The sequence below is a fragment of the Bizionia saleffrena genome, from assembly GCF_008086175.1.
GTDB classification, from domain to species: domain Bacteria; phylum Bacteroidota; class Bacteroidia; order Flavobacteriales; family Flavobacteriaceae; genus Bizionia; species Bizionia saleffrena.
In genome coordinates, this window is record NZ_VSKM01000007.1 from 69,280 (window position 1) to 96,138 (window position 26,859).

Annotated in this window: 26 protein-coding genes and 1 tRNA gene; 12 read left to right on the forward strand and 15 right to left on the reverse strand. The window is 34.7% G+C overall.

Annotated features, from left to right (window positions below):
- Positions 1-55: 55 nt before the first annotated feature.
- The 5 genes from accB to pdxA all read right to left on the reverse strand — a co-directional run bounded on the left by accB (position 56) and on the right by pdxA (position 3,684).
- Positions 56-535: an acetyl-CoA carboxylase biotin carboxyl carrier protein gene (gene accB / locus ES676_RS08090; RefSeq protein WP_148369819.1), complete on the reverse strand. Its 480-nt coding sequence runs from the start codon at positions 533-535 to the stop codon at positions 56-58.
- A gap of 36 nt (positions 536-571) precedes the next feature.
- Positions 572-1,567, reverse strand: coding sequence for a beta-ketoacyl-ACP synthase III (locus ES676_RS08095; RefSeq protein ID WP_148369820.1), 996 nt, complete (start codon positions 1,565-1,567; stop codon positions 572-574).
- Positions 1,568-1,747: 180 nt separating this feature from the next.
- Positions 1,748-1,951: a 50S ribosomal protein L32 gene (gene rpmF / locus ES676_RS08100; RefSeq protein WP_092131952.1), complete on the reverse strand. Its 204-nt coding sequence runs from the start codon at positions 1,949-1,951 to the stop codon at positions 1,748-1,750.
- Between the two features lie 8 nt (positions 1,952-1,959).
- The gene (locus ES676_RS08105; protein WP_148369821.1) at positions 1,960-2,499 is read right to left on the reverse strand and encodes a YceD family protein; all 540 of its coding nucleotides are present in this window, start codon (positions 2,497-2,499) and stop codon (positions 1,960-1,962) included.
- Positions 2,500-2,622: 123 nt separating this feature from the next.
- Complete coding sequence (gene pdxA, locus ES676_RS08110; protein WP_148369822.1) at positions 2,623-3,684, reverse strand: 4-hydroxythreonine-4-phosphate dehydrogenase PdxA; 1,062 nt, start codon at positions 3,682-3,684, stop codon at positions 2,623-2,625.
- Positions 3,685-3,750: 66 nt separating this feature from the next.
- Here pdxA and ES676_RS08115 point away from each other — a divergent pair, with 66 nt between their 5' ends.
- Complete coding sequence (locus tag ES676_RS08115) at positions 3,751-4,341, forward strand: riboflavin synthase (protein WP_148369823.1); 591 nt, start codon at positions 3,751-3,753, stop codon at positions 4,339-4,341.
- Here the strand turns inward: ES676_RS08115 and ES676_RS08120 are convergent.
- Positions 4,338-4,553, reverse strand: coding sequence for a PID-CTERM protein-sorting domain-containing protein (locus ES676_RS08120; RefSeq protein ID WP_148369824.1), 216 nt, complete (start codon positions 4,551-4,553; stop codon positions 4,338-4,340). The genes ES676_RS08115 and ES676_RS08120 overlap by 4 nt on opposite strands.
- Before the next feature lie 290 nt (positions 4,554-4,843).
- The gene (locus tag ES676_RS08125) at positions 4,844-5,089 is read right to left on the reverse strand and encodes a hypothetical protein (protein WP_148369825.1); all 246 of its coding nucleotides are present in this window, start codon (positions 5,087-5,089) and stop codon (positions 4,844-4,846) included.
- A gap of 425 nt (positions 5,090-5,514) precedes the next feature.
- Here ES676_RS08125 and ES676_RS08130 point away from each other — a divergent pair, with 425 nt between their 5' ends.
- Positions 5,515-5,829, forward strand: coding sequence for a DUF6150 family protein (locus ES676_RS08130; RefSeq protein WP_148369826.1), 315 nt, complete (start codon positions 5,515-5,517; stop codon positions 5,827-5,829).
- 241 nt (positions 5,830-6,070) lie between these two features.
- Here the strand turns inward: ES676_RS08130 and ES676_RS08135 are convergent.
- A tRNA-Ile gene (locus ES676_RS08135) sits at positions 6,071-6,144 on the reverse strand.
- A gap of 61 nt (positions 6,145-6,205) precedes the next feature.
- Entirely contained in the window at positions 6,206-6,610 is a 405-nt protein-coding gene (gene mce, locus ES676_RS08140; protein WP_148369827.1) for a methylmalonyl-CoA epimerase, read from the reverse strand.
- Positions 6,611-6,851: 241 nt separating this feature from the next.
- Between mce and rbfA the strand changes: the two genes are divergently transcribed.
- Complete coding sequence (rbfA, locus tag ES676_RS08145) at positions 6,852-7,247, forward strand: 30S ribosome-binding factor RbfA (RefSeq protein ID WP_148369828.1); 396 nt, start codon at positions 6,852-6,854, stop codon at positions 7,245-7,247.
- Between the two features lie 55 nt (positions 7,248-7,302).
- On the forward strand, positions 7,303-8,508 hold the full coding sequence (locus ES676_RS08150) for an ABC transporter permease (RefSeq protein ID WP_148369829.1): 1,206 nt from the start codon (positions 7,303-7,305) through the stop codon (positions 8,506-8,508).
- A gap of 234 nt (positions 8,509-8,742) precedes the next feature.
- Here the strand turns inward: ES676_RS08150 and dusB are convergent, their stop codons facing one another.
- Positions 8,743-9,738, reverse strand: coding sequence for a tRNA dihydrouridine synthase DusB (gene dusB / locus ES676_RS08155; RefSeq protein WP_148369830.1), 996 nt, complete (start codon positions 9,736-9,738; stop codon positions 8,743-8,745).
- Positions 9,739-10,013: 275 nt separating this feature from the next.
- Positions 10,014-12,437: a TonB-dependent receptor domain-containing protein gene (locus tag ES676_RS08160; protein WP_148369831.1), complete on the reverse strand. Its 2,424-nt coding sequence runs from the start codon at positions 12,435-12,437 to the stop codon at positions 10,014-10,016.
- 163 nt (positions 12,438-12,600) lie between these two features.
- On the opposite strand from ES676_RS08160, the gene lepA reads away from it, so the two are divergent.
- A complete protein-coding gene (gene lepA, locus ES676_RS08165; RefSeq protein WP_148369832.1) occupies positions 12,601-14,397 on the forward strand; it encodes a translation elongation factor 4 in 1,797 nt (598 codons plus the stop codon).
- Between the two features lie 70 nt (positions 14,398-14,467).
- On the opposite strand, the gene ES676_RS08170 is transcribed toward lepA, so the two are convergent.
- Complete coding sequence (locus tag ES676_RS08170) at positions 14,468-16,315, reverse strand: cation:proton antiporter (protein WP_148369833.1); 1,848 nt, start codon at positions 16,313-16,315, stop codon at positions 14,468-14,470.
- A 263-nt stretch (positions 16,316-16,578) separates the two neighbouring features.
- Here ES676_RS08170 and ES676_RS08175 point away from each other — a divergent pair, with 263 nt between their 5' ends.
- The 7 genes from ES676_RS08175 to ES676_RS08205 all read left to right on the forward strand — a co-directional run bounded on the left by ES676_RS08175 (position 16,579) and on the right by ES676_RS08205 (position 24,843).
- Positions 16,579-17,439, forward strand: coding sequence for an MBL fold metallo-hydrolase (locus tag ES676_RS08175; RefSeq protein WP_148369834.1), 861 nt, complete (start codon positions 16,579-16,581; stop codon positions 17,437-17,439).
- A 23-nt stretch (positions 17,440-17,462) separates the two neighbouring features.
- Complete coding sequence (locus ES676_RS08180; protein WP_148369835.1) at positions 17,463-19,073, forward strand: S8 family peptidase; 1,611 nt, start codon at positions 17,463-17,465, stop codon at positions 19,071-19,073.
- Positions 19,074-19,141: 68 nt separating this feature from the next.
- A complete protein-coding gene (locus tag ES676_RS08185) occupies positions 19,142-21,016 on the forward strand; it encodes a M1 family metallopeptidase (protein ID WP_148369836.1) in 1,875 nt (624 codons plus the stop codon).
- 85 nt (positions 21,017-21,101) lie between these two features.
- Entirely contained in the window at positions 21,102-21,464 is a 363-nt protein-coding gene (gene rnpA / locus ES676_RS08190; protein WP_148369837.1) for a ribonuclease P protein component, read from the forward strand.
- Between the two features lie 10 nt (positions 21,465-21,474).
- Complete coding sequence (locus ES676_RS08195) at positions 21,475-22,302, forward strand: DUF4349 domain-containing protein (RefSeq protein WP_148369838.1); 828 nt, start codon at positions 21,475-21,477, stop codon at positions 22,300-22,302.
- Positions 22,299-23,942 (forward strand): S41 family peptidase, encoded by a 1,644-nt coding sequence (locus ES676_RS08200; protein ID WP_148369839.1) that lies wholly within the window; start codon positions 22,299-22,301, stop codon positions 23,940-23,942. The genes ES676_RS08195 and ES676_RS08200 overlap by 4 nt, the downstream gene beginning before the upstream one ends.
- A gap of 28 nt (positions 23,943-23,970) precedes the next feature.
- Positions 23,971-24,843: an OmpA family protein gene (locus ES676_RS08205; RefSeq protein WP_148369840.1), complete on the forward strand. Its 873-nt coding sequence runs from the start codon at positions 23,971-23,973 to the stop codon at positions 24,841-24,843.
- Here the strand turns inward: ES676_RS08205 and ES676_RS08210 are convergent, their stop codons facing one another.
- The 3 genes from ES676_RS08210 to rpiB are packed head-to-tail and all read right to left on the reverse strand — an operon-like array spanning position 24,844 to position 26,640.
- The gene (locus ES676_RS08210) at positions 24,844-25,290 is read right to left on the reverse strand and encodes a GNAT family N-acetyltransferase (protein WP_148369841.1); all 447 of its coding nucleotides are present in this window, start codon (positions 25,288-25,290) and stop codon (positions 24,844-24,846) included.
- A gap of 5 nt (positions 25,291-25,295) precedes the next feature.
- Complete coding sequence (locus ES676_RS08215; RefSeq protein WP_148369842.1) at positions 25,296-26,201, reverse strand: cation diffusion facilitator family transporter; 906 nt, start codon at positions 26,199-26,201, stop codon at positions 25,296-25,298.
- 1 nt (position 26,202) lies between these two features.
- The gene (gene rpiB / locus ES676_RS08220) at positions 26,203-26,640 is read right to left on the reverse strand and encodes a ribose 5-phosphate isomerase B (RefSeq protein ID WP_148369843.1); all 438 of its coding nucleotides are present in this window, start codon (positions 26,638-26,640) and stop codon (positions 26,203-26,205) included.
- Positions 26,641-26,859: the final 219 nt, after the last annotated feature.

A 26,859-nucleotide genomic window follows, 5' to 3' on the forward strand; every position in this document is an offset into this window, starting at 1 on the left:
CTCATACCAAAAAATGATTTGGATTTATGGATATTGTATTGGAATTTTTAAATGGTTATGACGGATCTACTAAAAATAACGGTTGATCAAATTCTACTGGAGAAGAATCGTCTACTAATATCTTAACAACTTTACCTGATACTTCAGATTCGATTTCGTTAAATAATTTCATCGCTTCAATAATACAAAGCACATCGCCCTCTGCAATATTTTGACCTACCTCAACAAATAAAGGTTTGTCTGGCGACGGTTTTCTATAAAATGTCCCAATAATTGGAGATTTTATAGTAATATATTTAGAATCTTCCGATGGTGTTACAGGAGCTGCTTCTGCTGGAGCTGCTTGCTGTTGTGGTGCATTTGGCATTTGCATATGAGGCATTTGCGCAGACATAGGAACTTGTTGTACTATTGTTGTTTCTGAATCAGACCCTGTTTTTATAGTGATTTTAACATCGTCTAATTCTAATTTAACTTCACTTGCACCAGATTTAGCAACAAATTTGATTAAGTTTTGAATATCTTTTAAATCCATAATATTTAGCTATTAAATTTCTTGAGTTTGTTTATGTTAAGAATTGTAAGCCCATTTTAAGTAAATAGAACCCCAAGTAAATCCTCCTCCAAAGGCAGCAAAAACTAAATTATCGCCTTTTTTAAGTTGTAATTCGTAATCGTTTAGAAGTAATGGTAATGTTGCAGATGTGGTGTTACCATACTTTTGTATGTTGGTCATAACCTTTTCAGGACTTATTTCAATTCTATTTGCAGTAGCATCAATAATACGCTTATTAGCTTGATGTACCACTAACCAGTCTATATCTTCCTTGGCTAACTTTGTTTTAGCTAGAATTTTTTCTGCTGCGTCTGCCATATTAAATACGGCATTTCTAAAGACTGTTTTTCCTTCTTGAAATACAAATTGTTGCCCTTTTTCTAACGCTTCGGGCGTTGTCGGGTAAGACGATCCTCCGAAAGTAGCTTGTAAGAAATCTCTACCAGCGCCGTCGCTTCTTAAGTACTCGTCTTGAAGACCTAAACCTTCTTGATTAGGTTCGAATAAAACGGCTCCTGCGCCATCACCAAAAATAATACAAGTCGCTCTATCTTCGTAATTAATCATAGAAGACATTTTATCTGCTCCTATTAATAAAACGCTTTTGTATTTTCCAGATTCTATGTAGGCTGATGCTGTAGACATCCCAAAAAGGAAGCTTGAACATGCGGCTTCTAAATCGTATGAAAAGGCATTAACTGCTCCAATTTCGGAGGCCGTATAAGCGGCTGTAGAAGCGGCTTTCATATCTGGAGTGGCTGTTGCTACTATTACTAAGTCGATATCTTCCGGGTTTATTCCTTTTTTATCTATTAGGTTTTGAGCGGCTTTAATAGCAAGATAGGACGTACCTAATCCTTCGCCTTTTAGAATTCTACGTTCTTTAATTCCAGTTCTCGTAGTAATCCATTCATCGTTTGTATCCACCAATGTTTCAAGAATTTTATTGGTTAACACATAGTCTGGCACATAGGCGCCTACAGCTGTAATTGCTGCTGATATTTTACTCATACTTTTTTAAGTTAATTTGACCAAATGCGTTCAAGATCGTCTAAAAGTGGCGCTATCTTAATAAAATTAATCAATTCAGGCCAATGTTACACAAATAAAGTTGTTTTTAACGCCAAAAGAAAGCTAATAACAAAAAAAACGCTCACAAGTGAGCGTTTTTCTATATGCATGCATAGTAAATTATGCCATATTTTCTTCAGAAACTGAGTTATCAATTAAAACTTGACCTCTGTGGTATAATTTACCTTCAAACCAGTGTGCTCTATGATATAAGTGAGCCTCTCCTGTAGTTGGGCAAGTCGCAACTTGTGGCGCAGTTGCTTTGTAATGTGTTCTTCTTTTATCTCTTCTTGTTTTCGAGATTTTTCTCTTAGGATGTGCCATTTTCTATTTTATTTATCCGTTAATAGTTGCTTTAATGTATTCCAGCGAGGGTCTGACTCCTCTTGGTCTTTCTTTATGTCCTTTATTTTAGGACTTAATTCTTCTAATTTATTAAGTATGTCTGAGTCTAGCGTTCCGTCTTCAACCCCTGGGTGAATTCGTTTTAAAGGCAGAGACAAAACAATTAATTCATAAATATATTGCTGAATATTAATTTCATATTCTCCGTGAGGTAGAATAAGTATATCTATATTCTCGTCGTTAAACTCTTCACCAAAATTAACTACCAAATCTAAACTGTTCTCTATTTCTTGGTCGTAAGGCTCGTTGGTAACGTCACAATTAATATTTACTGTTCCTGCTACTTCAAAGTGCAATTCTAAAAGTGTCGATTTCTTTTGAAAACCTACATCTATCTTTAAATCACTACTATTAAAGTCTTCATACTCAAAATTATCAAAGAACTCTTTTTTAATTTCATAATCAAAATGATGTCTTCCTTCTTTTAAACCTACAAATGGAATTGTAAACTCTTTCAATGTCTTCATTTTCACATCTATTTTGAGCCTGCAAATATACAATTATTTATTAATCTAGCAGACTTATAAACATTTTTTTGTTTATATCTTTCATTTTTTATTTCGTTAACAAATTTAAAACTAATCCCTAAACTAGTTTTTTGGGTTAAATCGCTTACGTTTAGAAACAGCTAACGAGTTTTTGGTTAATGTATTGTATTCGGTTCTGTTTTTAAAGATAGTAATCGCGGTAAAAACAGCCTCTTCAAACGATCCTAAATCGGCGACACCTTTTCCAGCAATCTCATAGGCCGTGCCGTGATCTGGCGATGTACGCACTCTATTTAATCCCGCTGTATAGTTTACTCCTTGTCCAAAAGATAATGTTTTAAAGGGAATTAACCCTTGGTCGTGATAAGATGCTATTACCGCATCGAAACTTTTATAATTATTTGATCCAAAAAAGCTATCGGCAGCATACGGGCCAAACACCAACTTGCCGCTTTCTTTAATTTTTTGAAGTGCTGGCCTCATTACCGTGTCGTCTTCACTACCAATAACACCATTGTCTCCTGTATGCGGATTAATACCTAATACGGCTATTTTTGGCTTACTGATTTTAAAATCTTGTATTAACGATTGGTAAACGGTTTCTATTTTACTAGTGATTAATTCTTCAGTAATATGAGAGGCCACATCTTTAACCGGCACGTGGTCGGTTAATAAACCCACTCTTAAAGTATCGGTCACCATAAACATTAAGCTATTACCTTCTAATTCTTGGTTTAAATAATCGGTATGGCCAGGAAATTTAAAGGTATCAGACTGTATATTATGTTTATTTATGGGTGCTGTTACTAACACATCGATAGTTTTATCTTTTAATGCTGCTGTCGCTTCAGACAGTGATTTAATAGCATATTCTCCTATTTTTAAATCCTCTTTACCAAATTGTATAGAGACATTTTCCTTCCAACAGTTTAAGACATTTAACTTATTTGGAGCTATTTGATCGAGTGCATTTATGCTATGAAGCTGCGTTTCTAATTTAAAATGGTTTTTTACAAAACTCATTGTTTTAATGGATGCAAAAATTACTGGTGTACAAAATTCTAACATTCTAGGATCTTCGAACATCTTTAAAACAACCTCAGAACCTATACCATTTAGGTCACCTATAGATATACCCACTATAATATTTTCTTCTTCCCTCATTAGATTTGATAAGTTTTGTTTGTAATTTTACACTCGCAAATTTAACTAAATAATACTTTCAAAACTATGTTCACCGGAATTATTGAGACCATCGGTACGATTACAGATCTAAAAACCGAATTACAGAATTTACATATTACTGTTGACAGCAGTATTGCTTCCGAATTAAAAATAGACCAGAGTGTAGCACATAACGGTGTTTGCTTAACCGTAGTAAGTATTTCTGATACTAATTATACGGTTACAGCAATTAAAGAAACATTAGAAAAAACAACGCTTGGTACTTTAAAGTTAACCGATGCTGTTAATTTAGAACGCGCTATGAAATTGGGAGATCGTCTAGATGGACATCTTGTTCAAGGACATGTAGACCAAATTGCCACTTGTATTGGCGTGATAGAAACTTCTGGAAGTTGGTTGTTTACTTTTAAGTACGACAGCACTCTAAACAATATAACTATAGAAAAAGGATCGATCACTGTTAATGGTGTGAGCTTAACCGTGGTCAATTCTAAAAAAGATGAATTTAGCGTCGCCATAATTCCTTATACTTTCGAGCATACTAATTTTAACACCTTTAAAGAAGGCTCTGTGGTAAACTTAGAATTTGATGTGATTGGCAAATATGTTTCCCGTTTAAATAGCTTAAAACATTAAGTTTTAGCATTTCTAATCTTTTTAAACAGTATAACCTTATAAACACCATATACAATAGCAACGACCAATAGTATAACCAAACCGGTATCTATAGGCAAACCTGGTGGCGGTGGCGGACCGGGAGGAGGAGGAGGAGGTGGATTTTGCGCGAAACTTGTAAAAGTTATAAACACAAAGAACACTAGGGCTATTGATGTTTTTATGTGTATCATATTTAGTTTGTAAATGTACAAAAAACTACCTATTAAATAAATATTTCGTTTTTATTTAACAATTTACCGATACAATTCGTTTATTTAATTAGTAAATAAGGTTGTTTATATAAATCTATGAGATTTTATACACCCTCAAGGAAACCCAAACTTAACTAATTTTTAATTACTTTTTCGAAATTCCGTAAGAATTTAAGACGTCATTAATAATAGTTGTAGCATTAACGATACAGATGGTCTAAAACATCTAAGACTTCCAGACGCTTTATAACCCACACAAGTATCTTCTCTTAATTTTTTAGCATTACGTACCCGCGGTCTATTTTTATAAACGCTTCAATATATCGTAAGTGGATGAAAAGACTATTATAAATGCTTAAGACAGCGTACCGTTTTAGTAAAGTAGCGAAGTATCTTAATTCTTCAATAGTAATTACTCCCGTTTTAGATAGAGGTGCAATATGTTCATTAATTACCGCTATAGCACTCAATACATAACCCTTTTTGTTTTTTGCTGTTGCAACGAAAACCTCCAAAACCATTGCCTTTAATTTGACCGTATAAAAACCCCCTTTTAGTATCTAATGAAATACTCAGTTGTCCTTTAGTGTGTTCTTTTAAATTACCGTGACACACCACTTGTGGCATTGCGTTGCTGTAAAATCGCGGAATGTTACAGTACCAGCTAATGCATATCTCATAGCTTTAGATGCCGAAATATATTTAACTTATTTAAGAAAATTCGTTTGTAGCCATTAAAATAAGTACGGCTAGACTACTCATACCGTTCAATTATTTGAATGTTATTATTATTTTATACGCCAGATGTAAAAGGACACTACAGTGTAATCGTTGTGGTTTTAGTATTCGTAAGTTATCAATTATCGTTCATTGTTTATAAAGTGTTTGGGGATAGTGAATAAAGATTGGGGTTTTTACTACATTTAATAAAACTAAACTTATGCGTCATTATTTGTTTTTGATTCTTTTGTTGATTCTAGTTCCAACCGTATACAGTCAGGAGGTATTTATTACAGATGAAGCATCGCAAGCGGATTTCGTAATTTACATTACTGAAGATACTTCTGATGCCGATTGGGTAATACTAAAAACAGATTGGAAACATCAAGCAATGGAAGGGAAATGGTTTTTTACGGATTGGCAAAATGATGCCGATTTAGTTCTTTGTATTACTGCAGATAAATTTAAAGCTGATAAAATTGTTTTTTATACCCAATGGAGTACGGCTATTATATTTGAATGGAAAGAGGATTAGAACGAGAGTGAAGAGCTGTTCTAAAACTCTGTTTAAAAATTATTAACCTCGAGCCAAACATAATAATCGGAAAACCGTCGGAAAAAAAGCAACAAAAACAGATTTCTCTATAAGATTTGCAGCTACTGTGACACTACTTCAGAACCTCTTGACTGCACTCTATATGGACTTCTCGCCCTTTAAAATTAAGGTATAAAAAAAGACCTTAGTACAATACTAAAGTCTTTTTTATTCTAGAAAGTGGTCCCACTTGGGCTCGAACCAAGGACCACCTGATTATGAGTCAGGTGCTCTAACCAACTGAGCTATGGGACCGAAATCGGGTGCAATATTACTACTTCTTTTCTTTTCTAGCAAGAAATAGTAGGCCTTTATTTTATTCTTTTATCTCTTGGCACAATTCAATCAACACTCCGTTAGACGATTTTGGGTGTAAAAAAGCAACCCATTTATTATCTGCTCCGCGTTTCGGCCTGTCGTTTAACACAATAAAACCCTCATCTTTTAGTCGTATTATTTCAGCTTCAATATCGGCCACATCAAATGCAATATGATGAATCCCCTCGCCTTTACGTGCTATAAATTTGGCTATTGGGCTATCGTCTTTTGACGCTTCCAATAATTCAATTTTATTATCACCGACTTGAAAAAAAGACGTGTTAACACCTTCACTTTCAACAGTTTCAACTTTATAATGCGGTTCTCCGAATAGTTTTCCGAATAAAGCGTTAGACTCCTTAAGATTCTTAACGGCAATACCGATATGTTCAATTTTCTTCATTCTTTACAATATTTATATAACTCCCTATTTAAACACAAAATTGCGCCTATATTTTAGTCTTTTTCGCCCAAATTTCACTATACTATAAACCGTAACTAAAGCTATGCTTTATTATTATATTTTATCTGAAAAAAAAATAACTCAAATATAAGAATACAACATTTTGTGGTTAAATTGGCTTAGGTTACGAATTTTACTTTCAAAAGTAAGATAATCTTTAAATATCAACTATTTTTGCACTATGGAAGAAAGTCAAAGACAAAAAAAAATAGGATCTGTGATCCAAAAAGATTTAGTAGAGATCCTTCAGGGCGCTGCAACCCAAGGTGGTATGCGTGGGGTTATTATATCGGTTTCTAAAGTTAAAGTAACGGCAGATTTATTATCGGCTAAGGTATATTTAAGCATATTCCCGAATGATAAAGCTAAAGAATTGGTAACGGGCATCCGCTCGAACCAACCGTTTATAAAACACGAATTAGCGAAACGCACCAAAAACCAATTGCGCCGTGTGCCACATTTAGAGTTTTATATCGACGATTCTTTAGAGCATATTGATAAAATTGAGCAATCTTTAAAAAGAACCGACAACCCCATAAATGACCCCGATTCTTTAGGATCTAGAAAAAAATCGTAAACGATTTTAACGTATGGTTTTAACTCTTCAATGTCTTGATATGCGCGTATAATTTATGAATTTTTCTTTATACATAGCCAAACGGTATTTACGCTCTAAAAGCAGTAATAATGCAATCAATTTTATTACCCTATTAGCATTAGTTGGTATTGTTTTAGGTGCCGCATCATTATTTATTGTATTGTCCGGCTTTGCGGGGTTAAAGAATTTTACATTAGAATATACGAGCCTTATTGATCCCGATCTAAAGGCTGAAACTACCATTGGTAAATCTTTTATATTTAACGAAACTATAGAAACGAAATTGCAAGCCATTACAGGCATTGCTTCGTACTCTAGAGTTATTGAAGAGCGCGTATTTTCATCGTTTGACGGCAAACCTTATCCTGCGTATTTAAAAGGCGTCGATGAGCAATTTAACCGTGTAAATAACGTGGATTCTAATATAATTCAAGGCAGTTGGGTGACTCAGAAAACGAGTCAAATTGTGGTGGGAAGTGGTATTGCTAATAATTTATCGTTAGGTGTTTTAGATTACGGCAAACGGGTGTCGCTCTTTGTACCTAAACCTGGAAAAGGACAAATAACGTCTACTAAAGACGCTTTTAAGCAAGTGCAAACGGTTAACGTGGGTATTTTCTTTATCAATGAAAAACTAAACGATAGCTATATTTTTTCTTCAATTGATTTGGCTCGGGAATTATTAGGGTATTCTAAAAATCAGATTTCCAGTCTCGAATTCAAACTACAACCCGATGCCGATGAGGAGACTGTAAAGGCTGAAATTCAAAACATTTTAGGAGATAAAATTAGTGTTAAAAATAGAGCGCAACTTAACGATGCCCTTTACAAAATGCTAAACACAGAAAATCTGGTGGTGTATTTAATTTTTACGCTAGTGCTAATTATCGCACTGTTTAATGTTATTGGCTCTATAATTATGATGATTTTAGATAAAAAAGCCACCTTAAACACCTTATTTAATTTAGGCGCTACGGTGCGCGATATCCGTCGTATATTCTTTTTACAAGGCACACTCATGACGTTGGTTGGTGGTATTATTGGCTTAGGTATTGGTCTTTTAGTAATTGTATTACAAAGCAACTTCTCTTTAGTTATGCTAACACCTATTCTTCCCTACCCTGTGGATATTCGGTTAGAAAACGTCGTTATTGTTTTTGTAACGATTACTGTTTTAGGTATTATGGCTTCAAAAATAGCATCGGTTCGTATTTCTAAAAAACTAGTACGTACCAGCTGATTTTTAACTGCAACTCTTCAGGTTTTAGTTATCAACCGTAGTGTTTCTAGAAGCACTTATTAGTTTATACACTAAAAAGTAAAATAAAGCGGACCAGAAAATAATACTAGTCCAGCCAATAATTTTACCTGCAAGAGTCTGGGATGTGTCTAATATATAGAGACCCAAACCTATAAATAAAAGAGGTCCAATAACCGCCCATATCCGTTTTAGCTGATTTATCATATAAAAATGTTATACTGTAAACTGGTACTCTGAAAAATCCCTTAAAACGTCATCTAAAGCATTAAAAACGTCTTTAGCACCGTCGCTAGTCACCATTTTAGTACGGTATTCTTTAAAATGTGGAATACCTTTAAAATAATTGGTATAATGTCTTCTAGTTTCTAGTACGCCCAGCGTTTCACCTTTCCAATCTATTGCCATCTGTAAGTGACGTTTTGCCGCCTCTACACGTTCGGCTATGGTAATTGGTGCTAAGTGCTCACCGGTATTAAAATAGTGCTTTACCTGATTAAAAAACCAAGGATTTCCAATACTTGCACGTCCAATCATACAACCATCTAAACCGTATTCGTCCCGCATTTTCATGGCGAGTTCTGGTGTGGTAACATCTCCATTTCCAAAAACAGGAATATGCATTCTAGGGTTGTTTTTAACCTCAGCAATGGGTGCCCAATTGGCCTCGCCTTTATACATTTGTGCTCGCGTTCTACCGTGAATAGAAATAGCTTTACAGCCAACATCTTGCAAACGCTCGGCCACCTCAAGGATGCGAATGGAATCGTTATCCCAGCCCAAACGTGTTTTTACGGTGATCGGTATATTGGTACGCTTTACCATTTCGGCTGTGAGTTGCTCCATTAAACAGACATCTTTTAAGATACCTGCTCCTGCCCCTTTAGACACGACTTTTTTTACGGGACACCCAAAGTTAATGTCGATAATATCGGGTTGCGATTTTTCTACAATATCTATGGTTTTAAGCATACTTTCTAAATTAGCTCCAAAAATTTGAATCCCTACCGGGCGTTCTTTTTCATAGATATCTAATTTCATTACACTTTTTGCGGCATCACGAATTAACCCTTCACTCGAAATAAATTCGGTATACACCACATCGGCGCCTTGTTCTTTACATAATGCTCTAAATGGCGGATCGCTAACGTCTTCCATCGGCGCTAAAAGCAATGGAAAGTTAGGAAGTTCTATGTTACCTATTTTTACCAAGTCGTTTGTTTTTTATGCAAAATTACATCTTTTTATGTAAACGCATCATTCACAGTACAATTATTGTCTTCTTAAAGCTATAAATCACTTCTATTAATCGCTTTCCTTTAAGTATTTACAGTCGTTAAGTCGTTTTCATTTTAAAGTCGTCTGTTATGCGGGGTACAAAAAACCGCTAGAATAAAAGTATTCTAACGGTTGCTTATCGTAGTTATTTTAACTGAAGTGTGGTACGGTATATTAATAGGCGATACTTCTACCCCGCTGTTCTTTAGTTATTGCTTTTCTAACCTCTCATTTTCTTTATGCTCTCTTATACGCGTATTTGTGTTTAGTGTGGTATTACCAAAAGTATAACTAAAACCTAATTTAATAGACCTATTATCCACTTCTATAATGCTTCTATTGTTTTGATTGTTAAACCTGAAGGTCGCATCATAATCGTTTAAATTAAAAATATCAGATACCGCTAAAGACACGGTTCCTTTTTTATTAAGAATGGTTTTTTTAATGGATAAATCGGACGTTAAAATGTTCTCCGAAATTCTAAAACCCTGTAAGTTACGTCCAACAAAAATAAAGGAAAGATTGGCATTTAAACTTCTATCTTTTAAAAAAGTAATATCGTTGTTTAACGCGCCATAAGTAGACCAATGATCCAACTTTACTTCATTATTTTGAATGGCCGATTCGTTCTTTATATTATACACTGACGCTACAAAATATAGAAACCAGCGCTCAGTCGCATTAAAATAGGTTACAAAATCGAAACCATATTCCGTGGTATTCTCAATGTTAACTGGTGTGTAAACAATAATATTATCGGTGTTATTTTGAATAGGGAGCTCGTAGAAACTATCTTTTGTTTTTTTGTAATACGCTTCAAAGGTATATATTCCGGAAACAGTTGTTCCTACAACAAAGTGATTGGTAAATGCGGGTTGCAACGTTGGGTTTCCGGTGACAATTGTGTTATCATTTAAAAAGAAATTAAACGGATTTAAGGTTTCGTAGCTTGGGCGCTCTAAACTGCGTTTAAAATTAGAATATAAACTTAGATTTTCTGAAGCTTCAACACTTAAATTAGCTGTTGGAAAAAGCTCAAAATACTCTTGAGTCACCATAGCGTTAGACGTTATAGAATGGCCTTCGCTTATAGTATGCTCGGCACGCAATCCTCCTGAAAAACTCCAGTTATCCCAACTAGTCTCAAAATTGATATAACCAGAACCGATAGACTCGTCATAATTATAAAAATCGGAATAAGCGCTTGACGGCAACGCTGTATTATCCTCTGGATTAAGGCTTATTTGATGCACGTTACTCTCTGTTTTAGTACTCGATATTTTCACCCCAGAAGAAAACGTCGATGTTTCAGAAACTGGTAAATTAAAATCTAATTTTGAGATAAAAATATTGGTCTTTTGGCTATTATCTGTATTAAAAGCCGTCTGAAAATTGTAGGGTAAACCAGGGCCAAAAACATTGTTAGTATCAAAATAATTGCTCCGAACGTTTTGAGATCTGTTATAATCGTAATCGGTATAATGCGCATTAAACTTAAGTGTTGCTGTGTTATCAAACTTATGTAAAAAATCTAAATCTAAAGAGATGTTTTCCTTTTCCCCGTCTGATATAATGCCTGAATTATAATTGTAAAGAGGGTCGTTATTAGTATCTGTAATTACAGCGTTACTAAACACTCTATTATCGTACACCGGATTTAATAAGACGATGGAAGATACGTTTAATTCATTATTATCATCTATCGCATAATCTATATTAAAGTTAATATTATGTGTTTTAGACCATTCATCTCTATCTAATTGGGTATTCCAAACCTGATCTATAGCGCCATCGTCATAATAATTTATGGTTTCATGATTATAGCGGTCTTTTTTAGAATCGGTATAACTATAGTTCACATTAAAACCCAAATTATCCTTTTTGTAAAACTGACTTATTCCTGTATTATAACGCGGGTAAACGCCTTGAGTATAGTTAGTAAACACCTTACCACGATAGCCTGTTACCAAATTTTTAGTCATTATAATGTTTATAACGGCACCACTTTCTGCATCGTATTTTGCAGGTGGATTTGTTATGACTTCAATTTTCTGAATAGTATTGGCTGTGGAGCTTTCTAACAATTGAACCACTTCGGTAGAGGATAAGTGGACTTTTTTATTATTAATATACACCGATGGCGTACCATTTTTTACTGAAATAGAATTGTCTAAAATTAAAACACCCGGTGTGCTTTTTAAAGCACTTAACACCGTACCCTCGCTTAAAGACGTGTTTTCAATATTAAAAACCAACCGATCCACTTCTTTCTTTAGTGTGGGTTTCCGATTGTTAATCACGACTTCCGAAAGCGCTTCAGAATCTACTTCTAAAACAACGGTATCTAAAATTTGCGATTGCGACACGACCACCACTTGTTTATAGGTTTTAAATCCTAAAAACGAAACTTTTAAGACGTACGTATCTTGTTTCAATTTAACGAGTTTAAACGCCCCTTTATCGGTCGAACTGACTCCCGCAATGAGTGTGGAGTCCGCTGTCATTACTATAACATTGGCGTAAGCTATTGGCTGGTTAAGCGCATCTACGATTTTTCCTGAGATACTAAAATCTGCTTGGGCTAAGACATTTACCGAGGCAAACAAAATAGCGATTTTTATTAATTGCTTCAAAAATTATTGTTTTATTGAACCGCAATATACCAATGTTTTAGAACTTATATAACCCGAAACGCGGTAATTATTAGTAGTATGCAATAGAATAAAGAAAGTAAAGAAAAGCACAATAAATACTTTATATTTGCAACAATCGCTGTTAAAGTGAACATTTTAGATTATGAAGAACATTAGAAATTTTTGTATTATAGCTCATATTGATCACGGTAAAAGTACCCTTGCCGATCGATTACTTGATTTTACTGGAACGGTTACCGATCGTGAAAAACAAGATCAGCTTTTAGATAGTATGGATCTAGAGCGAGAACGTGGTATTACTATTAAATCGCACGCGATACAAATGGAATACACGTATGAAGGTGAAGATTACATTTTAAACCTTATTGACACACCTGGCCATGTTGATTTCTCTTACGAAGTATCGCGATCTATTGCGGCCTGCGAAGGGGCTTTATTAATTGTCGATGCGGCCCAAAGTATACAAGCACAAACGATTTCGAATTTATACTTAGCTTTAGAAAACGATTTAGAAATAATTCCCGTTTTAAATAAAATAGATTTACCTAGTGCCAATCCAGAAGAGGTTACAGACGATATCGTGGATTTATTAGGTTGCGACCCTTCCGATGTCATTCCTGCGAGTGCCAAAACAGGCTTAGGTATCGCGGCGATCTTAAAAGCAGTTATCGCGCGTATTCCAGCACCAAAAGGAAATCCAGACGAACCTTTACAGGCATTAATTTTCGACTCTGTGTATAATCCTTTTAGAGGGGTAGAAACGTATTTTAGAGTGATTAACGGATCCATTAAAAAGGGTCAAAACATTAAGTTTATTGCTACTGGTAAAAATTATTTTGCAGATGAAGTAGGCACGCTAAAATTAAAACAATTTCCTCGAAAAGAAATTAAAGCAGGCGATGTAGGGTATGTTATTACTGGAATTAAAGACGCTAAAGAGGTTAAAGTTGGTGATACAATTACCGATGCAAAAACACCAACGACAAATCCTATTGCAGGATTTGAAGACGTTAAACCGATGGTATTTGCTGGTATTTTCCCTGTAGATACTGAAGATTATGAAGAGTTAAGAAACTCGATGGAGAAACTACAACTTAACGATGCCTCGTTAGTATTTACTCCTGAAAGTTCTGCCGCCTTAGGCTTTGGTTTCCGTTGTGGATTCTTAGGAATGTTGCATATGGAAATTATCCAAGAACGTTTAGAGCGTGAGTTTAATATGACGGTAATTACAACCGTACCTAACGTAAGTTACAACGCCTTTACTAGAAAAGATCCAGACATTGCAATTATAGTAAACAACCCCACAGATTTACCAGATCCTTCTGGATTAGATCGTGTTGAAGAACCGTATATTAAAGCATCCATTATTACTAAAGCCGACTTTGTTGGTAACGTAATGTCGTTATGTATTGAAAAACGTGGTGTTATTACTCATCAAACGTATTTAACTACCGAGCGTGTCGAATTATCGTTCGATATGCCACTTGCCGAAATTGTATTTGATTTTTACGACCGTTTAAAAACAGTGTCTAAAGGGTATGCCTCTTTCGATTATTCTCCAATTGGTATGCGTATTTCTAAATTAGTTCGTGTAGATATCTTACTAAACGCACAATCTGTAGATGCACTTTCAGCACTAATTCACGCCGATAATGCACAGCATATTGGTAAGAAAATGTGTGAAAAGCTAAAAGAATTAATTCCGAGACAACAGTTTGATATTCCTATTCAGGCTGCTATTGGTGCTAAAATTATCTCTCGAGAAACTATTAAAGCCCTACGGAAAGATGTAACGGCAAAATGTTATGGTGGAGATATTTCTCGTAAACGTAAGTTATTAGAAAAGCAGAAAAAAGGAAAGAAACGTATGCGCCAAGTGGGTAACGTAGAAATCCCTCAGGAAGCATTTATGGCGGTACTAAAATTAAATGATTAATTAATACCTGGTTTAGTTATAAAAAAAAGGCTCTATTTGTAAAAATAGAGCCTTTTTTTATGACTTCATTTTATTGCACTGTCTCTGTATTTTCGACATCAAAAGGTTTCCCTAGGTATACTAAATACCAATCTGGGCTTTCAATTGCCATCTTTTTATTGTCTGAACAGATAATCTGCAATTCGCCTTTGCCGTCTTTTATAAACAAAGGAATAATATCTTTATTTGTATTGGTAATCTCAATTAAGCTTTCGTAATGTGCCTGATCTTTCAATTCAATCTCTTGAATACTTGGGTATTTACGGGTTACGTTTGTTAAGGTGTTATAATCGTCCGAATGAGAAAACAAACCTTCTTTGGGGTTATTGCCGTCGTCTTTCAGCTCATCGATGGTTAATAATCTAAACGCACCGTTTTCTCCAAACTGTCTAGAGAATTTACTAATGGCATATTTATTAATTTCAGCACTTCCTGTTAAGGCCATTATATAACCAATATCATTTAATTCAATATTGTCACCCAAATTATCAGAGTAGATATTAGTGGTAATGGCTTCTAAACCTAATTCCTTAGCTTTTGCAATATTTGACGGATTACTATCAATTAACACAACGTGCCTTCCGTTAGTTTCTAAATAATGCCCTAATAATCGCGACACTTTTGAAGCACCTATAATTAAAATACCACGAGAATCATTTAAAAACACACCAACCATTTTAGCAAATAGTCGCGCTGTTGTCGCGTTTAAGAGTACGGTTCCTAATACAATTACAAAGACTAATGGCGTAATATATTCGGCATAAGCCACACCATCTTTTGCTAATTTTAAACCAAATAAAGAGGCAATTCCTGCCGCAACAATACCACGTGGCCCAACCCAACTTATAAAAAGTTTTTCGTTAAGTTTTAACGATGAGCCATAGGTACTTAAAAACACACCTACTGGTCTAATAACAAAAACTATAATGCTAAATAATGCTAAGGTTTCCCATCTGTAAATAAGGTATAAGTCTTCCATATTTATATTGGCAGCCAATAGAATAAATAAGATTGAAATTAATAAAACACTTAGCGATTCTTTAAAGTATAACAGTTCTTTTAAGTAGGGAGATTTCGAATTACCTAGCACCATTCCCATAATAACTACGGCTAACAGCCCCGATTCGTGTGCAAAAACATCCGATAAAATAAAAACAGCTAAAACGGAAGCTAAAGCGAACACATTTAATAAATAATGTGGCACCCATTGTCTATTTATAATAAAATTAAGTGCATGAGCAAAGGTGTAACCAAAAGTAGAACCAAAAAGAACGATTTTACCAAACTCCACGAAAGCGGTTTTGGTAAATTCACCACCACCATCGACTGAAATAAATTCAAATACCAATACGGCTACTAAGGCTCCAATGGGGTCAATTAAAATACCTTCCCATTTTAACACCGCCGAAACGTCTTTCTTTAAAGGTATATTCCTTAAAATAGGAGTAATTACCGTTGGGCCCGTTACAATAATAAGTCCGGCGAATAAAAAGGAAATCTCCCACGATAAATTAAAGATGAAGAAAGCCGAAACCGCAGCACCAAAAAAGGTAACCAACGATCCAATAGAAATAAGTTTGGTAATCACGGGGCCTACGTTTTTAATTTCTCCCATTCTTAGGGTTAATCCTCCTTCAAAAAGAATAATACTAATGGCTAACGAAACAAAATAGAATAAACTCTCTCCCGGGAAAAGCCCTTTGTCACCTGTCCAAATAGGTTCTATCCACTTTGTGCCATCAGAAGATAAAAATTCTGCAGCTATTGGCCCCACTAATAATCCTATAAGGATTAAAGGTAAAATTGCTGGTATTTTAAATTTCCATGCCACCCATTGTGCCAATATTCCTAAAATAATTATCCCTCCTAATTCTACCATCTTTAATATTTTGGGGTGAAATTAATAATTTAATTTTTAAGGTAGCATTAATTTTTTGGTAAATACATGCAATACAGAAGCCATAAACCCTGTCTAAACGTTTAAATAGTTGCTTTATACACTTATTTTTATCTGTTATTATAAATAAAAATACAGGCGTTTTGTACAACGGTATATCCCTTCGCAGGGCAATTAAACAAGTTTCTTAATAAAATCTTAACGTCTGTTAGCATGTAAGACATATTTGTTATTTTGCATGTTATATGAAATTATATCCAATACAAGCAGGAAAATTTAAGTTAGATGGTGGCGCAATGTTTGGCGTTGTACCAAAATCACTGTGGTCAAGAACTAATCCGGCAGATGCTAATAATATGATAGATATTGCCGCACGCTGTTTATTAATTGAAGATGGCAAACGCTTAATTCTCATTGATACAGGAATGGGTAACAAGCAAAGCGATAAGTTTTTTAGCCATTATAACCTTTGGGGAGATGATAGTATCGATAAATCTTTAGCCAAATATGGTTTCCATCGCGATGATATTACGGATGTTTTTATGACGCATTTACACTTCGACCATTGTGGTGGCTGTGTAAAATGGAATGCCGACAGAACGCTTTTAGAACCTGCTTTTAAAAATGCTCACTTTTGGAGTAATAATGAACATTGGGACTGGGCAACAAAACCCAATAGGCGAGAAGTGGCTTCTTTTTTAAAGGAAAATATTTTACCAATGCAAGACAGTGGTCAACTTAAATTTACAGCACTTCCAGAAACGGATTTCTTAGAACAATCAGACTTAGGTTTCGATATCTTTTTTGCCAATGGACACACTGATAAGCAAATGATTCCTATTATAAACTACAAAGGGAAAAAAATCTGTTTTATGGCCGATTTGTTACCTACTGTAGGCCACCTACCTCTCCCTTTTGTAATGGGTTACGATACAAGACCTTTGCTTACGTTAGATGAAAAAGAAAAATTCTTGAATCTGGCAGCAGATAATAATTATTACTTATTTTTGGAGCACGATGCACATAACGAAATTATTACAGTAAAACATACCGAAAAAGGAGTACGGTTAAACGAAACCTTTACTTGCGATTCACTATTAAATTAACTTAAAACAAAACGAATACTCTTATGAAATTGATTAACAAAACACTTATTTTATCTGCATTTGCCGCAGTATTATTATCAAGTTGTGGTGGGTCTGCGATTTTATCAACACCTATCGCAAACATAGATAATACACCAATAAAAGAAACAGAACTTACACTTGCTGAAAAACAAAATTGGGGTCACTTAGATTTAGTTACCGATACTATTCCTGGAATGAGTGTTGATAAGGCCTATTCTGAAATAATTAAGGGTAAAAAAGGAAAAACTATAATCGTTGCTGTTATCGATTCTGGTATCGATATTAACCACGAAGATTTAAACGGTGTACTATGGACTAATAAAAAAGAAATTCCAGGAAACGGAATCGATGATGATAAGAATGGTTATGTCGATGATATCCACGGATGGAACTTCTTAGGTGATGGTTACGATGAGCAATTAGAATATATTCGTTTAGTGGGAAGTGGTAACACTAGCGCACCAAGATACCAAGAAGCTTTAGCTAAATATGAAGAAGATTATAAATCTGCTTTAAGTGGAAAAGAGCGTTACGACCAAATTTACCAAAAAGTGTCTGAAGCACATGACGCATTAACAAAACACTTTAACTCTGAAGAGTACACACCGGAACAAGTAAATGCAATCGAAACGGATAATACCGAATTAGCTGAAGCAGTAAAATCGGCAAAGTTTTTCTATGCTAATGGAATGACATCTTTAGCAGAGAGTAAAAAACAAATTAAAGGAGGTGTAGAATACTTTACAGACCAAGTAAACTTTAACCTTAATAAAGACTTCAACGGAAGAGTAACAGGAGATAATCCTAACGATTTTAACGACAAGCCAGGTTATGGAAACGGAAACGTTATACCAGTTAAAAAATCTGAAAGCCACGGTACGCACGTTGCAGGTATTATTGCTGCAGAACGCAACAACGGTTTAGGAGCCAATGGTGTTGCTAACAATGTAGAACTTATGAGTGTTCGTGCGGTTCCTAATGGAGATGAGTACGATAAAGATATTGCTAAAGCTATTCGTTACGCCGTAGATAACGGTGCAAAAGTTATTAACGGTAGTTTTGGTAAAAGTTTCTCTCCGCATGCACAATGGGTAAGAGATGCTATTAAATATGCTAGCGATAACGACGTGATTTTTGTTCACGCTGCTGGTAACGATGGTAAAGATGTAGATACAGAACCTAACTTCCCAGACGATAATGTAGATTTCGTAGAAATTAGTAATACATACATTAGAGTAGGTGCTTTAGCTCCAGAATATGGAACTAACATTCTTGCTGGTTTCTCTAACTACGGTAAACAAAATGTAGATGTTTTTGCTCCAGGCGCAAAAATTTACTCTACAACTCCAGAAAATGAATACGATACTAAAGGAGGAACGTCTATGGCTGCTCCTGCTGTTGCTGGTGTTGCTGCATTAGTGTGGTCTCAATATCCAAAATTAACTGCTGCTCAGGTAAAACAAATCATTATGGATTCTGGTTTAGCTGTGCCTTCAAAAGTAATTGTTGGTGGAGATGCAAAAGATATCAGACCTTTTTCTGAAGTGTCAAAATCTAAGAAAATGGTAAATACTTATAATGCTTTAATCATGGCATCACAATTATCTAAATAATTATTAATTCTATATAAAGAGCCTCAATATCATTATATTGAGGCTTTTTTATACCTAAACTTTACACAATGAAAAACTATTTTTTATTCGGTATCGCTTTGTCATTAGCTTTAATGTCTTGTAAATCGTCACAAGAGGTTAGCGCTTCAGCAAACGTTTCACCTCTACCATCTCAACCTGCAACATCAACGTATTGGCAACAACACGTCGATTATAAAATGGAAATTGATATGGATGTTAACAACTATCAATACAAAGGAAAACAAAACTTAGTGTACACTAACAATTCTCCAGAAGTGTTAAAAAAAGTGTACTATCATTTGTTTTTTAACGCCTTTCAACCGGGTAGTGATATGGATGCACGTTTACAAAGTATTGACGATCCAGATGGTAGAATGACCAATAACTTAGGAACGAAAGACAACCCTATTTACGAAAGTAGAATTAGTAAATTAAAACCTAACGAAATTGGTTTTATTAAAGTTACCGACCTAAAACAAGACGGAAAAGCAATACAGTATGACGTCGCTGGAACTGTCCTTGAGGTTACTTTAGCGCAACCTATTCAACCGGGAGACAGCACTACATTAGATATGGTTTTTAATGCGCAAGTACCGGTACAAATACGCCGTTCTGGCCGTAATAGTGCAGAAGGTGTCGCGCTATCTATGACACAATGGTATCCTAAATTAGCAGAATACGATTTTGAAGGGTGGCACGCAGATCCTTACATTGGAAGAGAGTTTCACGGGGTATGGGGAGATTTCGATCTTAAATTAACAATCGATAGAAACTACATTGTTGGTGGAACAGGATACCTTCAAAATCCAAATCAAATTGGTTATGGTTACGAAAATGGTACGGTGAACAGACCAAATACAGATAAATTAACGTGGCATTTTGTGGCACCAAATGTACACGATTTCACGTGGGCTGCCGATCCTGAATATAGTCACGATACCCTACAAGTAGAGAACGGTCCATTATTACACTTCTTATATAAAAACAACCCAGAGATTAAAGAGAACTGGAAAAAACTTCAGCCAAAAACAGCTAGTTTAATGACTTATTACAGCGAAACTATAGGTAAGTATCCTTATAAGCAATATTCTGTAATACAAGGAGGCGATGGTGGTATGGAGTACGCTATGTCGACTTTAATTACAGGAGAGCGCAAATTTGGTAGCTTAGTAGGCGTAACAGCACACGAATTGGCACATACTTGGTTTCAGTTTTTATTAGCAACCAACGAAAGTAAACACGAGTGGATGGACGAAGGTTTTACAAGCTATATTAGTGAATTTGCTGTAGACGCGATAAATAATACACCTCGCGAAAACCCCATAGAAAGCGCATACCAAGGGTATAATTACTTAGCAAAATCTGGGAAAGAAAAACCACAATCAACACATTCAGATCGTTTTGAGACCAACCTTGCTTACGGTATAGCTGCTTATAATAAAGGGGCCGTATTCTTATCGCAATTAGGATATGTTATTGGTGAAGAACACTTAAAAACCACGTTAAAACAGTATTATATAGATTGGGCTTTTAAACACCCCACTCCAAACGATTTTATTCGTGTTGCCGAAAAAGTTTCTGGTTTACATTTAGGATGGTATTTAACCGATTGGACCAAAACAACAAATTCTATAGACTATGGCGTTAAAACCATTAACAACAATACCGTAAGCTTAGAGCGTATTGGGTTAATGCCGATGCCTTTAGACCTTAATGTAACGTATACTGATGGCACCACAGAAGCCTTTTATATCCCCTTACAAATGATGAGAGGTGAAAAACCAACGACTGCAACTATTATTAACGACTGGTCTTGGGCACACCCAAACTATACGTTTACCACTAAAAAAGCAGTAAAAGCTGTCGTTATAGATCCTAAAGGATTAATGGCCGATGTTAACAGAAGTAATAATACAAAATAAGACGTAATAACCTATTTAAATTAAAAAACCTCATCTGTACGATGGGGTTTTTTTATTAGCTCAGCATTATTACCTTTGGTCTCCCATGGAAAAAGAAAGATACACGTACAATAAGGCCGAAAAATTAAAGAGCCAAAAAGCTATAGAGCAATTATTTACAGAAGGTAAATCGGTTTCGGCATACCCTTTGCGATTGGTGTATTTAAAAACAGATACGAACTTAAAAGCTGGTGTTTCTGTTAGTAAACGAAATATTAAACGCGCCGTAGATCGTATTCGAATAAAACGTTTACTGCGAGAGGCCTACCGTCTCAATAAAAATATGCTGCTTAACAACAACGTCGAGAACTATTCGTTTATGATTTTATATACTAGTAAAGATATGCCCGATTTTAGGTTTCTAGAGACTAAAATGAAAGCACTATTTACTAAGTTTTTAACGCAATAACTTCTGTATTATGAAAATGCTTATTTATTTATTTGTCCTTGTTCTACCCTTAGCCTGTTCGCAAAATAAATCTATAAGCGACACAGAATCTTACAACGAGAGTTATGAAATTCAAGAAATAGCTGAAGAATCTGAGTTCCGTACATTCCAAAATAATACGACGAAAGACACTGATTATAACACAGATCAAAAATTAATTAAAGAATCTTATTTAGAATTCGAAACTAAAGATTTAGACCAAACTTACGCACAAATCACGCGTTTTATAACAGAAAATAAAGGCTACATTCAAGATGATACCGCTTCAAAGAATTACAATAGAATTACGCGTAGCCTTATTATTAGAGTGCCCAATACACATTTTCAGACCACAATAAACTCTATAAGCCAATCGGTAAACTATTTCGATACAAAACGTATGTCTTCAAAAGATGTCACCGAAGAATTTATAGATATTGAAGCGCGTTTAAAAGCTAAAAAAGCATTAGAAGTTCGTTATTTAGAATTGCTTTCAAAAGCAAATACAGTGATCGAAATGCTTGAAATTGAAAAAGAATTATCAAACATTAGAGAAGACATTGAAGCGACTCAAGGTCGTTTAAAATATTTAAGTCACAAAGTATCCTTAAGCACAATTCGCATTGTATTTTACAAAACCATCGTAGAAAGTAAGGTGACCGAATCGTATGGTTCTAAAATGTGGCTGGCCATAAAATCTGGTTTTAATAGCTTATCTTTATTTATGTTAGGTGTATTAAAACTCTGGCCTTTTATAATAGTTATTGGTATTTCTAGCTTCTTTTTTAAACGATGGTTACATAAAAAAAGTAAAAAATGAAAACACATTTAAAACGAAAAATTATTATCCCAATCGTTGCGCTTGGCTTATTTTTAGGAACAACTGCCTTTAAAACGTATCAAGGAGATTTCTTTGAAATCGCAAAACAAATAGAAATATTTACGACGCTTTTTAAAGAACTGAATATGAATTATGTAGATAAAACCAATCCGGCCGATTTAATGGATAATGCCATTAAAAGTATGCTAACAGAACTCGATCCGTATACCATATTTTATAACGAACAAGATGTTGAAGCGGCGCGGATAAAACAAACTGGCGATTACACGGGTGTTGGCGCGAGTATAAAAACATTTAAAGATAAATTATTGGTCATTGAACCGTATAAAGGCTACCCAGCAGATCTTGCAGGCTTAAAAGCTGGAGACGAAATTACTATTGTAGAAGGGGTTGCTGTTAAAGATTACGACGACGACGCATCAAACCTTCTTAAAGGCGCTCCTAATTCGAGTTTACAAATTACCTATGTACGCCAAGGAAAAAGCAAAACAACGGCTATAAAACGCTCTGAGATTGAGATTGATGCCGTACCGCATTTTTCTATGATCGATGAGAAAACAGGCTATATCGTCTTAAAAAAGTTTAATACTAAAGCGGCCTCACAAACCAGCTATGCACTAAAGGATTTAAAAGCGCAAGGGGCGGAAACTATTATTCTAGATTTACGCAGTAATCCTGGTGGTTTACTGCGAGAAGCTGTTTCGGTCGTTAACTTGTTTGTGCCCAAAGAGCAGCTCGTAGTGAGTACAAAATCTAAAGTTAAAAAATATAACCGAACGTACTATACCAAAAGCGAACCTATAGACACCGAAATCCCTTTAGTTGTTTTAATTAACGGTAAAAGTGCCTCGGCGAGTGAGATTGTTGCAGGAACGCTTCAAGATTTAGATCGCGCAGTTATTGTAGGGTCTAGAAGTTTTGGAAAAGGCTTAGTACAACGTCCAAAAAAACTTACTTACGGCACACAGATTAAACTTACTATTTCTCGCTATTACACGCCGTCCGGACGTTGTATACAGGCTTTAGATTACTGGAATAAAGACGATAATGGTAACGCTGTACGTGTTAAACAAAAAGATTATAATGCTTTTAAAACTAAAAATGGTAGAAAAGTGTACGATGGTGGTGGTGTATTTCCTGATGAAATTTTAGAACATTCTAAAAATTCTGCTATTACTAATGCTATTTTAAATACACAGAGTATTTTCGATTTTGCGACCTTATATTACTACAGCCATCCTGTCAAAGAGATATCAGATTTTAAATTGACGGATGCCGACTTCAAAAACTTTAAAAACTACCTAAAAGATACTAATTTCTCTTTTGAAACTGAAACTGAAAAATCGTTTGCAAAAGCCTTTGAGATTTCAAAAACAGAAAATCTAACAGATAATATTAAGAAAGATTACAACACACTTATTGCCAATTTAAACCAATATAAACAAGATGCTTTAGACGAAAATAAACCACAATTATTAAACTTATTAACAGACGAAATCGTTAAGCGTTATGTATATAGAGAAGGTTTATACGAGTACTATAAAGTGCATAATGACCAAATTAAAAAAGCTACTGAAATTTTAAATAACACTTCTAAATACAATAACTATTTAAAATAAAAAATACGTATAACGGTAAAAACGAATTATGAATAAGGTCTTATTTATACTATTTTTAGTAACGATTAGCGTGTATTCTCAAAATGAAATTACACACGATGTCTACTTCGATACCGATAAATACAATGTGCCTTTAACCGAAGAAAATAGACTCTTACTATTTATATCAGAATTAGATTCGGTAGACATTGGCAAAGTTTCTATTTACGGTTTTACAGACGATAGAGGTACGCGCGCTTACAATTTAGATCTCTCTCAGAATCGCGCCGATGCTATTAAAGAAATGTTTGCTGGCTATGGCATAAACCCCGATTTAATAACAAATGTTGATGGCAAGGGGATTATACTTTTAAAGGTGCTAAATGAGAATGAAATTAACAAAATTAGAGGTTTAAACCGAAAAGTAGAAATTATAGTATCTCCTAAACTACCAGAAAAAAAAGAGCGCAAAAATAAAACTACTGAAGCGGAAGAAAAGCCGGGAAAAACACTTGAAAAAACAATTGAAGATTTAACGAATGGAACGCTTAAAAAAGGCGATAAAATACGTTTGGACAAAATTTATTTTAAAACTAATTATAGTTATATCACCACTGAATCTCGTAAAACCTTAGAGAATATAGCTGAAATTTTAGTAAAGCACGATACCGTTTACTTTACCATTCAAGGACACGTCTGCTGTACACAAATGAGTAGAGATGCTATCGATAAAAAAACGAAGAAACGCAATTTATCAGTCGCTAGAGCACATTATATTTACGACTATTTAGCTAGAAAAGGAGTGGATAAAAGACGTATGAAATACGTTGGCTTACGACGGAAATTTCCATTGGGTGGCGCTCCAAAATTCGACCGTCGTGTAGAGATTCTAATCACTTATGTGGCTAAAAATAAAAGCTAATTATTGCTTATAAATCATTTCCATATGCGGGATACCATCTTCTAAATACTCTTTTCCCGTTGCTTTAAATCCTAGAGTATTATAGAATTTTTTGAGGTAACATTGTGCCGAAATATGAATATGAGACGTTTTGAAATGACTGTGTAAAGCGGTAATAGAAGCCGTCATAATATCGTAACCATAGCTATGTTTTCTTTCCGATTTTACAACTACAACACGACCAATACTGGCTAATTCGAAATAATCGCCCGGCGCAAAAACACGCGTGTAAGCTACAATTTTATCGTCTTTATAACCAATAATATGTAGCGCCTTATCATCTTTTCCATCAATATCTTGGTAGACGCAATCTTGCTCTACAACAAAAACTTCACTTCGCAATTGTAAAATAGAGTAGAGCTGGGTAGTTGTTAATGCACTAAAAGGTTGTACTTGAATTTTAATCATAATAATTAATCTTGAACAATAATTTCTTTAGGATCTTCCTTATTATATTCTGGTTGAATCGTAATGTGATTGATATTAAATTGGTCGAATAAAAGTATTTCAATCAGACTCAATAAATCATTAAATTCCGACGTTGAAATATCTTCTTCTAAATCTAAATGCGCTTCCAAATGTAATTCACTATCACTTAAATGCCAAATATGAATGTGGTGAAGTTTCTTTGCTTTTGGTAAGCTATTAACAGCGTTAACAACGTCCTTTATATTAATATCGTCTGGCGTAAATAACATCAACATTTTTGTAGAGGTTTTTAGTAAACCAAAACCTACCCAAATAAGATATAAAGCAATTAAAAAAGTGAGCGCGCTATCTATCCAATACAACTGGAAATACTTCATTAAAAGGCCGCCAATTAAAACCGCTACACTTGCTAACATATCTGTTAATAAGTGAAAATAGGCACTACGCATATTAATATTATGTTTAGCATCTTTTTTTAAAAGCAAAACACTTAATCCGTTAGCTAAAATGCCTAAAATAGATAACCAAATCACTAAATCTGTACCAATAAGCTCGGGAACCTTAAAACGTTTTATGGCTTCTATTATTAACAAGATAGCGACTATTATTAAGGTAAACGCATTAATAAACGCAGCGACTATTTCGGCTCTTTTGTACCCAAAAGTTTTATTTATCGAGGCTTTTTGTCGTGATAATTTTGTTGCGACATAACTTATTATTAGCGATAAAACATCGCTAAAATTATGTAAAGCATCGCTTAATAAGCTTAAACTTCCAGACACCAAACCACCAACAACCTGGGCGGCAGTAATTACGATATTTAAAACTATAGAAATTAAAAGATTGTTTCCTTTTAAGGGCTGAAGCTTCTGTTTGTGCAAATCATTCATATTAACAAGAAGAAGCAGGTATTTTATCTACTCTGTTTTGGTGTCTACCCCCTTCAAATTTAGTATCTAAGAACGTATCTACCATCGTTAATACTTGTTGTATAGCAGTATAACGCGCAGGAATACACATAACATTAGCATCGTTATGCTGACGCGTTAATGCTGTAATCTCGTTAATCCAGCAAATGCCAGCGCGAACGTGTTGGTATTTGTTGGCAGTAATAGCAACCCCATTGGCACTACCACAAATTAAAATACCGTAATCTACTGTCTTATTATTAACATCTAGAGCGACGGGATGTACAAAATCTGGATAATCGACACTATCGTTAGCATCTGTACCATAATTAGTAACTGTGTAACCTTTCGCTTCTAAATGCTTAATAACCGCAAATTTATAGTCTGTACCGGCGTGGTCATTTCCAATTGAAATAGTCATTATATTAAATGTTAAGGGTTATTGTTTTTTAAGCCTATAAAGTTACTATATAGATTATTAAAAGTGCTGTTTAAAAGGGCTAACTTTTAATACGGTTACAAATTACGGTGTAACAGTGGGGTTATTAACAAAAATAAACCATTGTTAACTTCTCCTGCTTTTAGTATTCATTACTTGTTAATATCTTGCGATGGTTTGTGATAACTTTAATTAGGTTTC

Bases quoted from the DNA above. Each gene is read 5' to 3' on its own strand.
- mce (WP_148369827.1), bottom strand. From the start codon at position 6,610: ATGAAGAAAATTGAACATATCGGTATTGCCGTTAAGAATCTTAAGGAG.
- ES676_RS08180 (WP_148369835.1), top strand. From the start codon at position 17,463: ATGAAATTGATTAACAAAACACTTATTTTATCTGCATTTGCCGCAGTA.
- ES676_RS08095 (WP_148369820.1), bottom strand. From the start codon at position 1,567: ATGAGTAAAATATCAGCAGCAATTACAGCTGTAGGCGCCTATGTGCCA.
- ES676_RS08200 (WP_148369839.1), top strand. From the start codon at position 22,299: ATGAAAACACATTTAAAACGAAAAATTATTATCCCAATCGTTGCGCTT.
- rpmF (WP_092131952.1), bottom strand. From the start codon at position 1,951: ATGGCACATCCTAAGAGAAAAATCTCGAAAACAAGAAGAGATAAAAGA.
- lepA (WP_148369832.1), top strand. From the start codon at position 12,601: ATGAAGAACATTAGAAATTTTTGTATTATAGCTCATATTGATCACGGT.
- ES676_RS08195 (WP_148369838.1), top strand. From the start codon at position 21,475: ATGAAAATGCTTATTTATTTATTTGTCCTTGTTCTACCCTTAGCCTGT.
- ES676_RS08150 (WP_148369829.1), top strand. From the start codon at position 7,303: ATGAATTTTTCTTTATACATAGCCAAACGGTATTTACGCTCTAAAAGC.
- ES676_RS08115 (WP_148369823.1), top strand. From the start codon at position 3,751: ATGTTCACCGGAATTATTGAGACCATCGGTACGATTACAGATCTAAAA.
- ES676_RS08185 (WP_148369836.1), top strand. From the start codon at position 19,142: ATGAAAAACTATTTTTTATTCGGTATCGCTTTGTCATTAGCTTTAATG.
- ES676_RS08175 (WP_148369834.1), top strand. From the start codon at position 16,579: ATGAAATTATATCCAATACAAGCAGGAAAATTTAAGTTAGATGGTGGC.
- rnpA (WP_148369837.1), top strand. From the start codon at position 21,102: ATGGAAAAAGAAAGATACACGTACAATAAGGCCGAAAAATTAAAGAGC.
- ES676_RS08215 (WP_148369842.1), bottom strand. From the start codon at position 26,201: ATGAATGATTTGCACAAACAGAAGCTTCAGCCCTTAAAAGGAAACAAT.
- ES676_RS08105 (WP_148369821.1), bottom strand. From the start codon at position 2,499: ATGAAGACATTGAAAGAGTTTACAATTCCATTTGTAGGTTTAAAAGAA.
- ES676_RS08130 (WP_148369826.1), top strand. From the start codon at position 5,515: ATGCGTCATTATTTGTTTTTGATTCTTTTGTTGATTCTAGTTCCAACC.
- rpiB (WP_148369843.1), bottom strand. From the start codon at position 26,640: ATGACTATTTCAATTGGAAATGACCACGCCGGTACAGACTATAAATTT.
- ES676_RS08170 (WP_148369833.1), bottom strand. From the start codon at position 16,315: ATGGTAGAATTAGGAGGGATAATTATTTTAGGAATATTGGCACAATGG.
- ES676_RS08205 (WP_148369840.1), top strand. From the start codon at position 23,971: ATGAATAAGGTCTTATTTATACTATTTTTAGTAACGATTAGCGTGTAT.
- ES676_RS08120 (WP_148369824.1), bottom strand. From the start codon at position 4,553: ATGATACACATAAAAACATCAATAGCCCTAGTGTTCTTTGTGTTTATA.
- accB (WP_148369819.1), bottom strand. From the start codon at position 535: ATGGATTTAAAAGATATTCAAAACTTAATCAAATTTGTTGCTAAATCT.
- ES676_RS08210 (WP_148369841.1), bottom strand. From the start codon at position 25,290: ATGATTAAAATTCAAGTACAACCTTTTAGTGCATTAACAACTACCCAG.
- pdxA (WP_148369822.1), bottom strand. From the start codon at position 3,684: ATGAGGGAAGAAGAAAATATTATAGTGGGTATATCTATAGGTGACCTA.
- rbfA (WP_148369828.1), top strand. From the start codon at position 6,852: ATGGAAGAAAGTCAAAGACAAAAAAAAATAGGATCTGTGATCCAAAAA.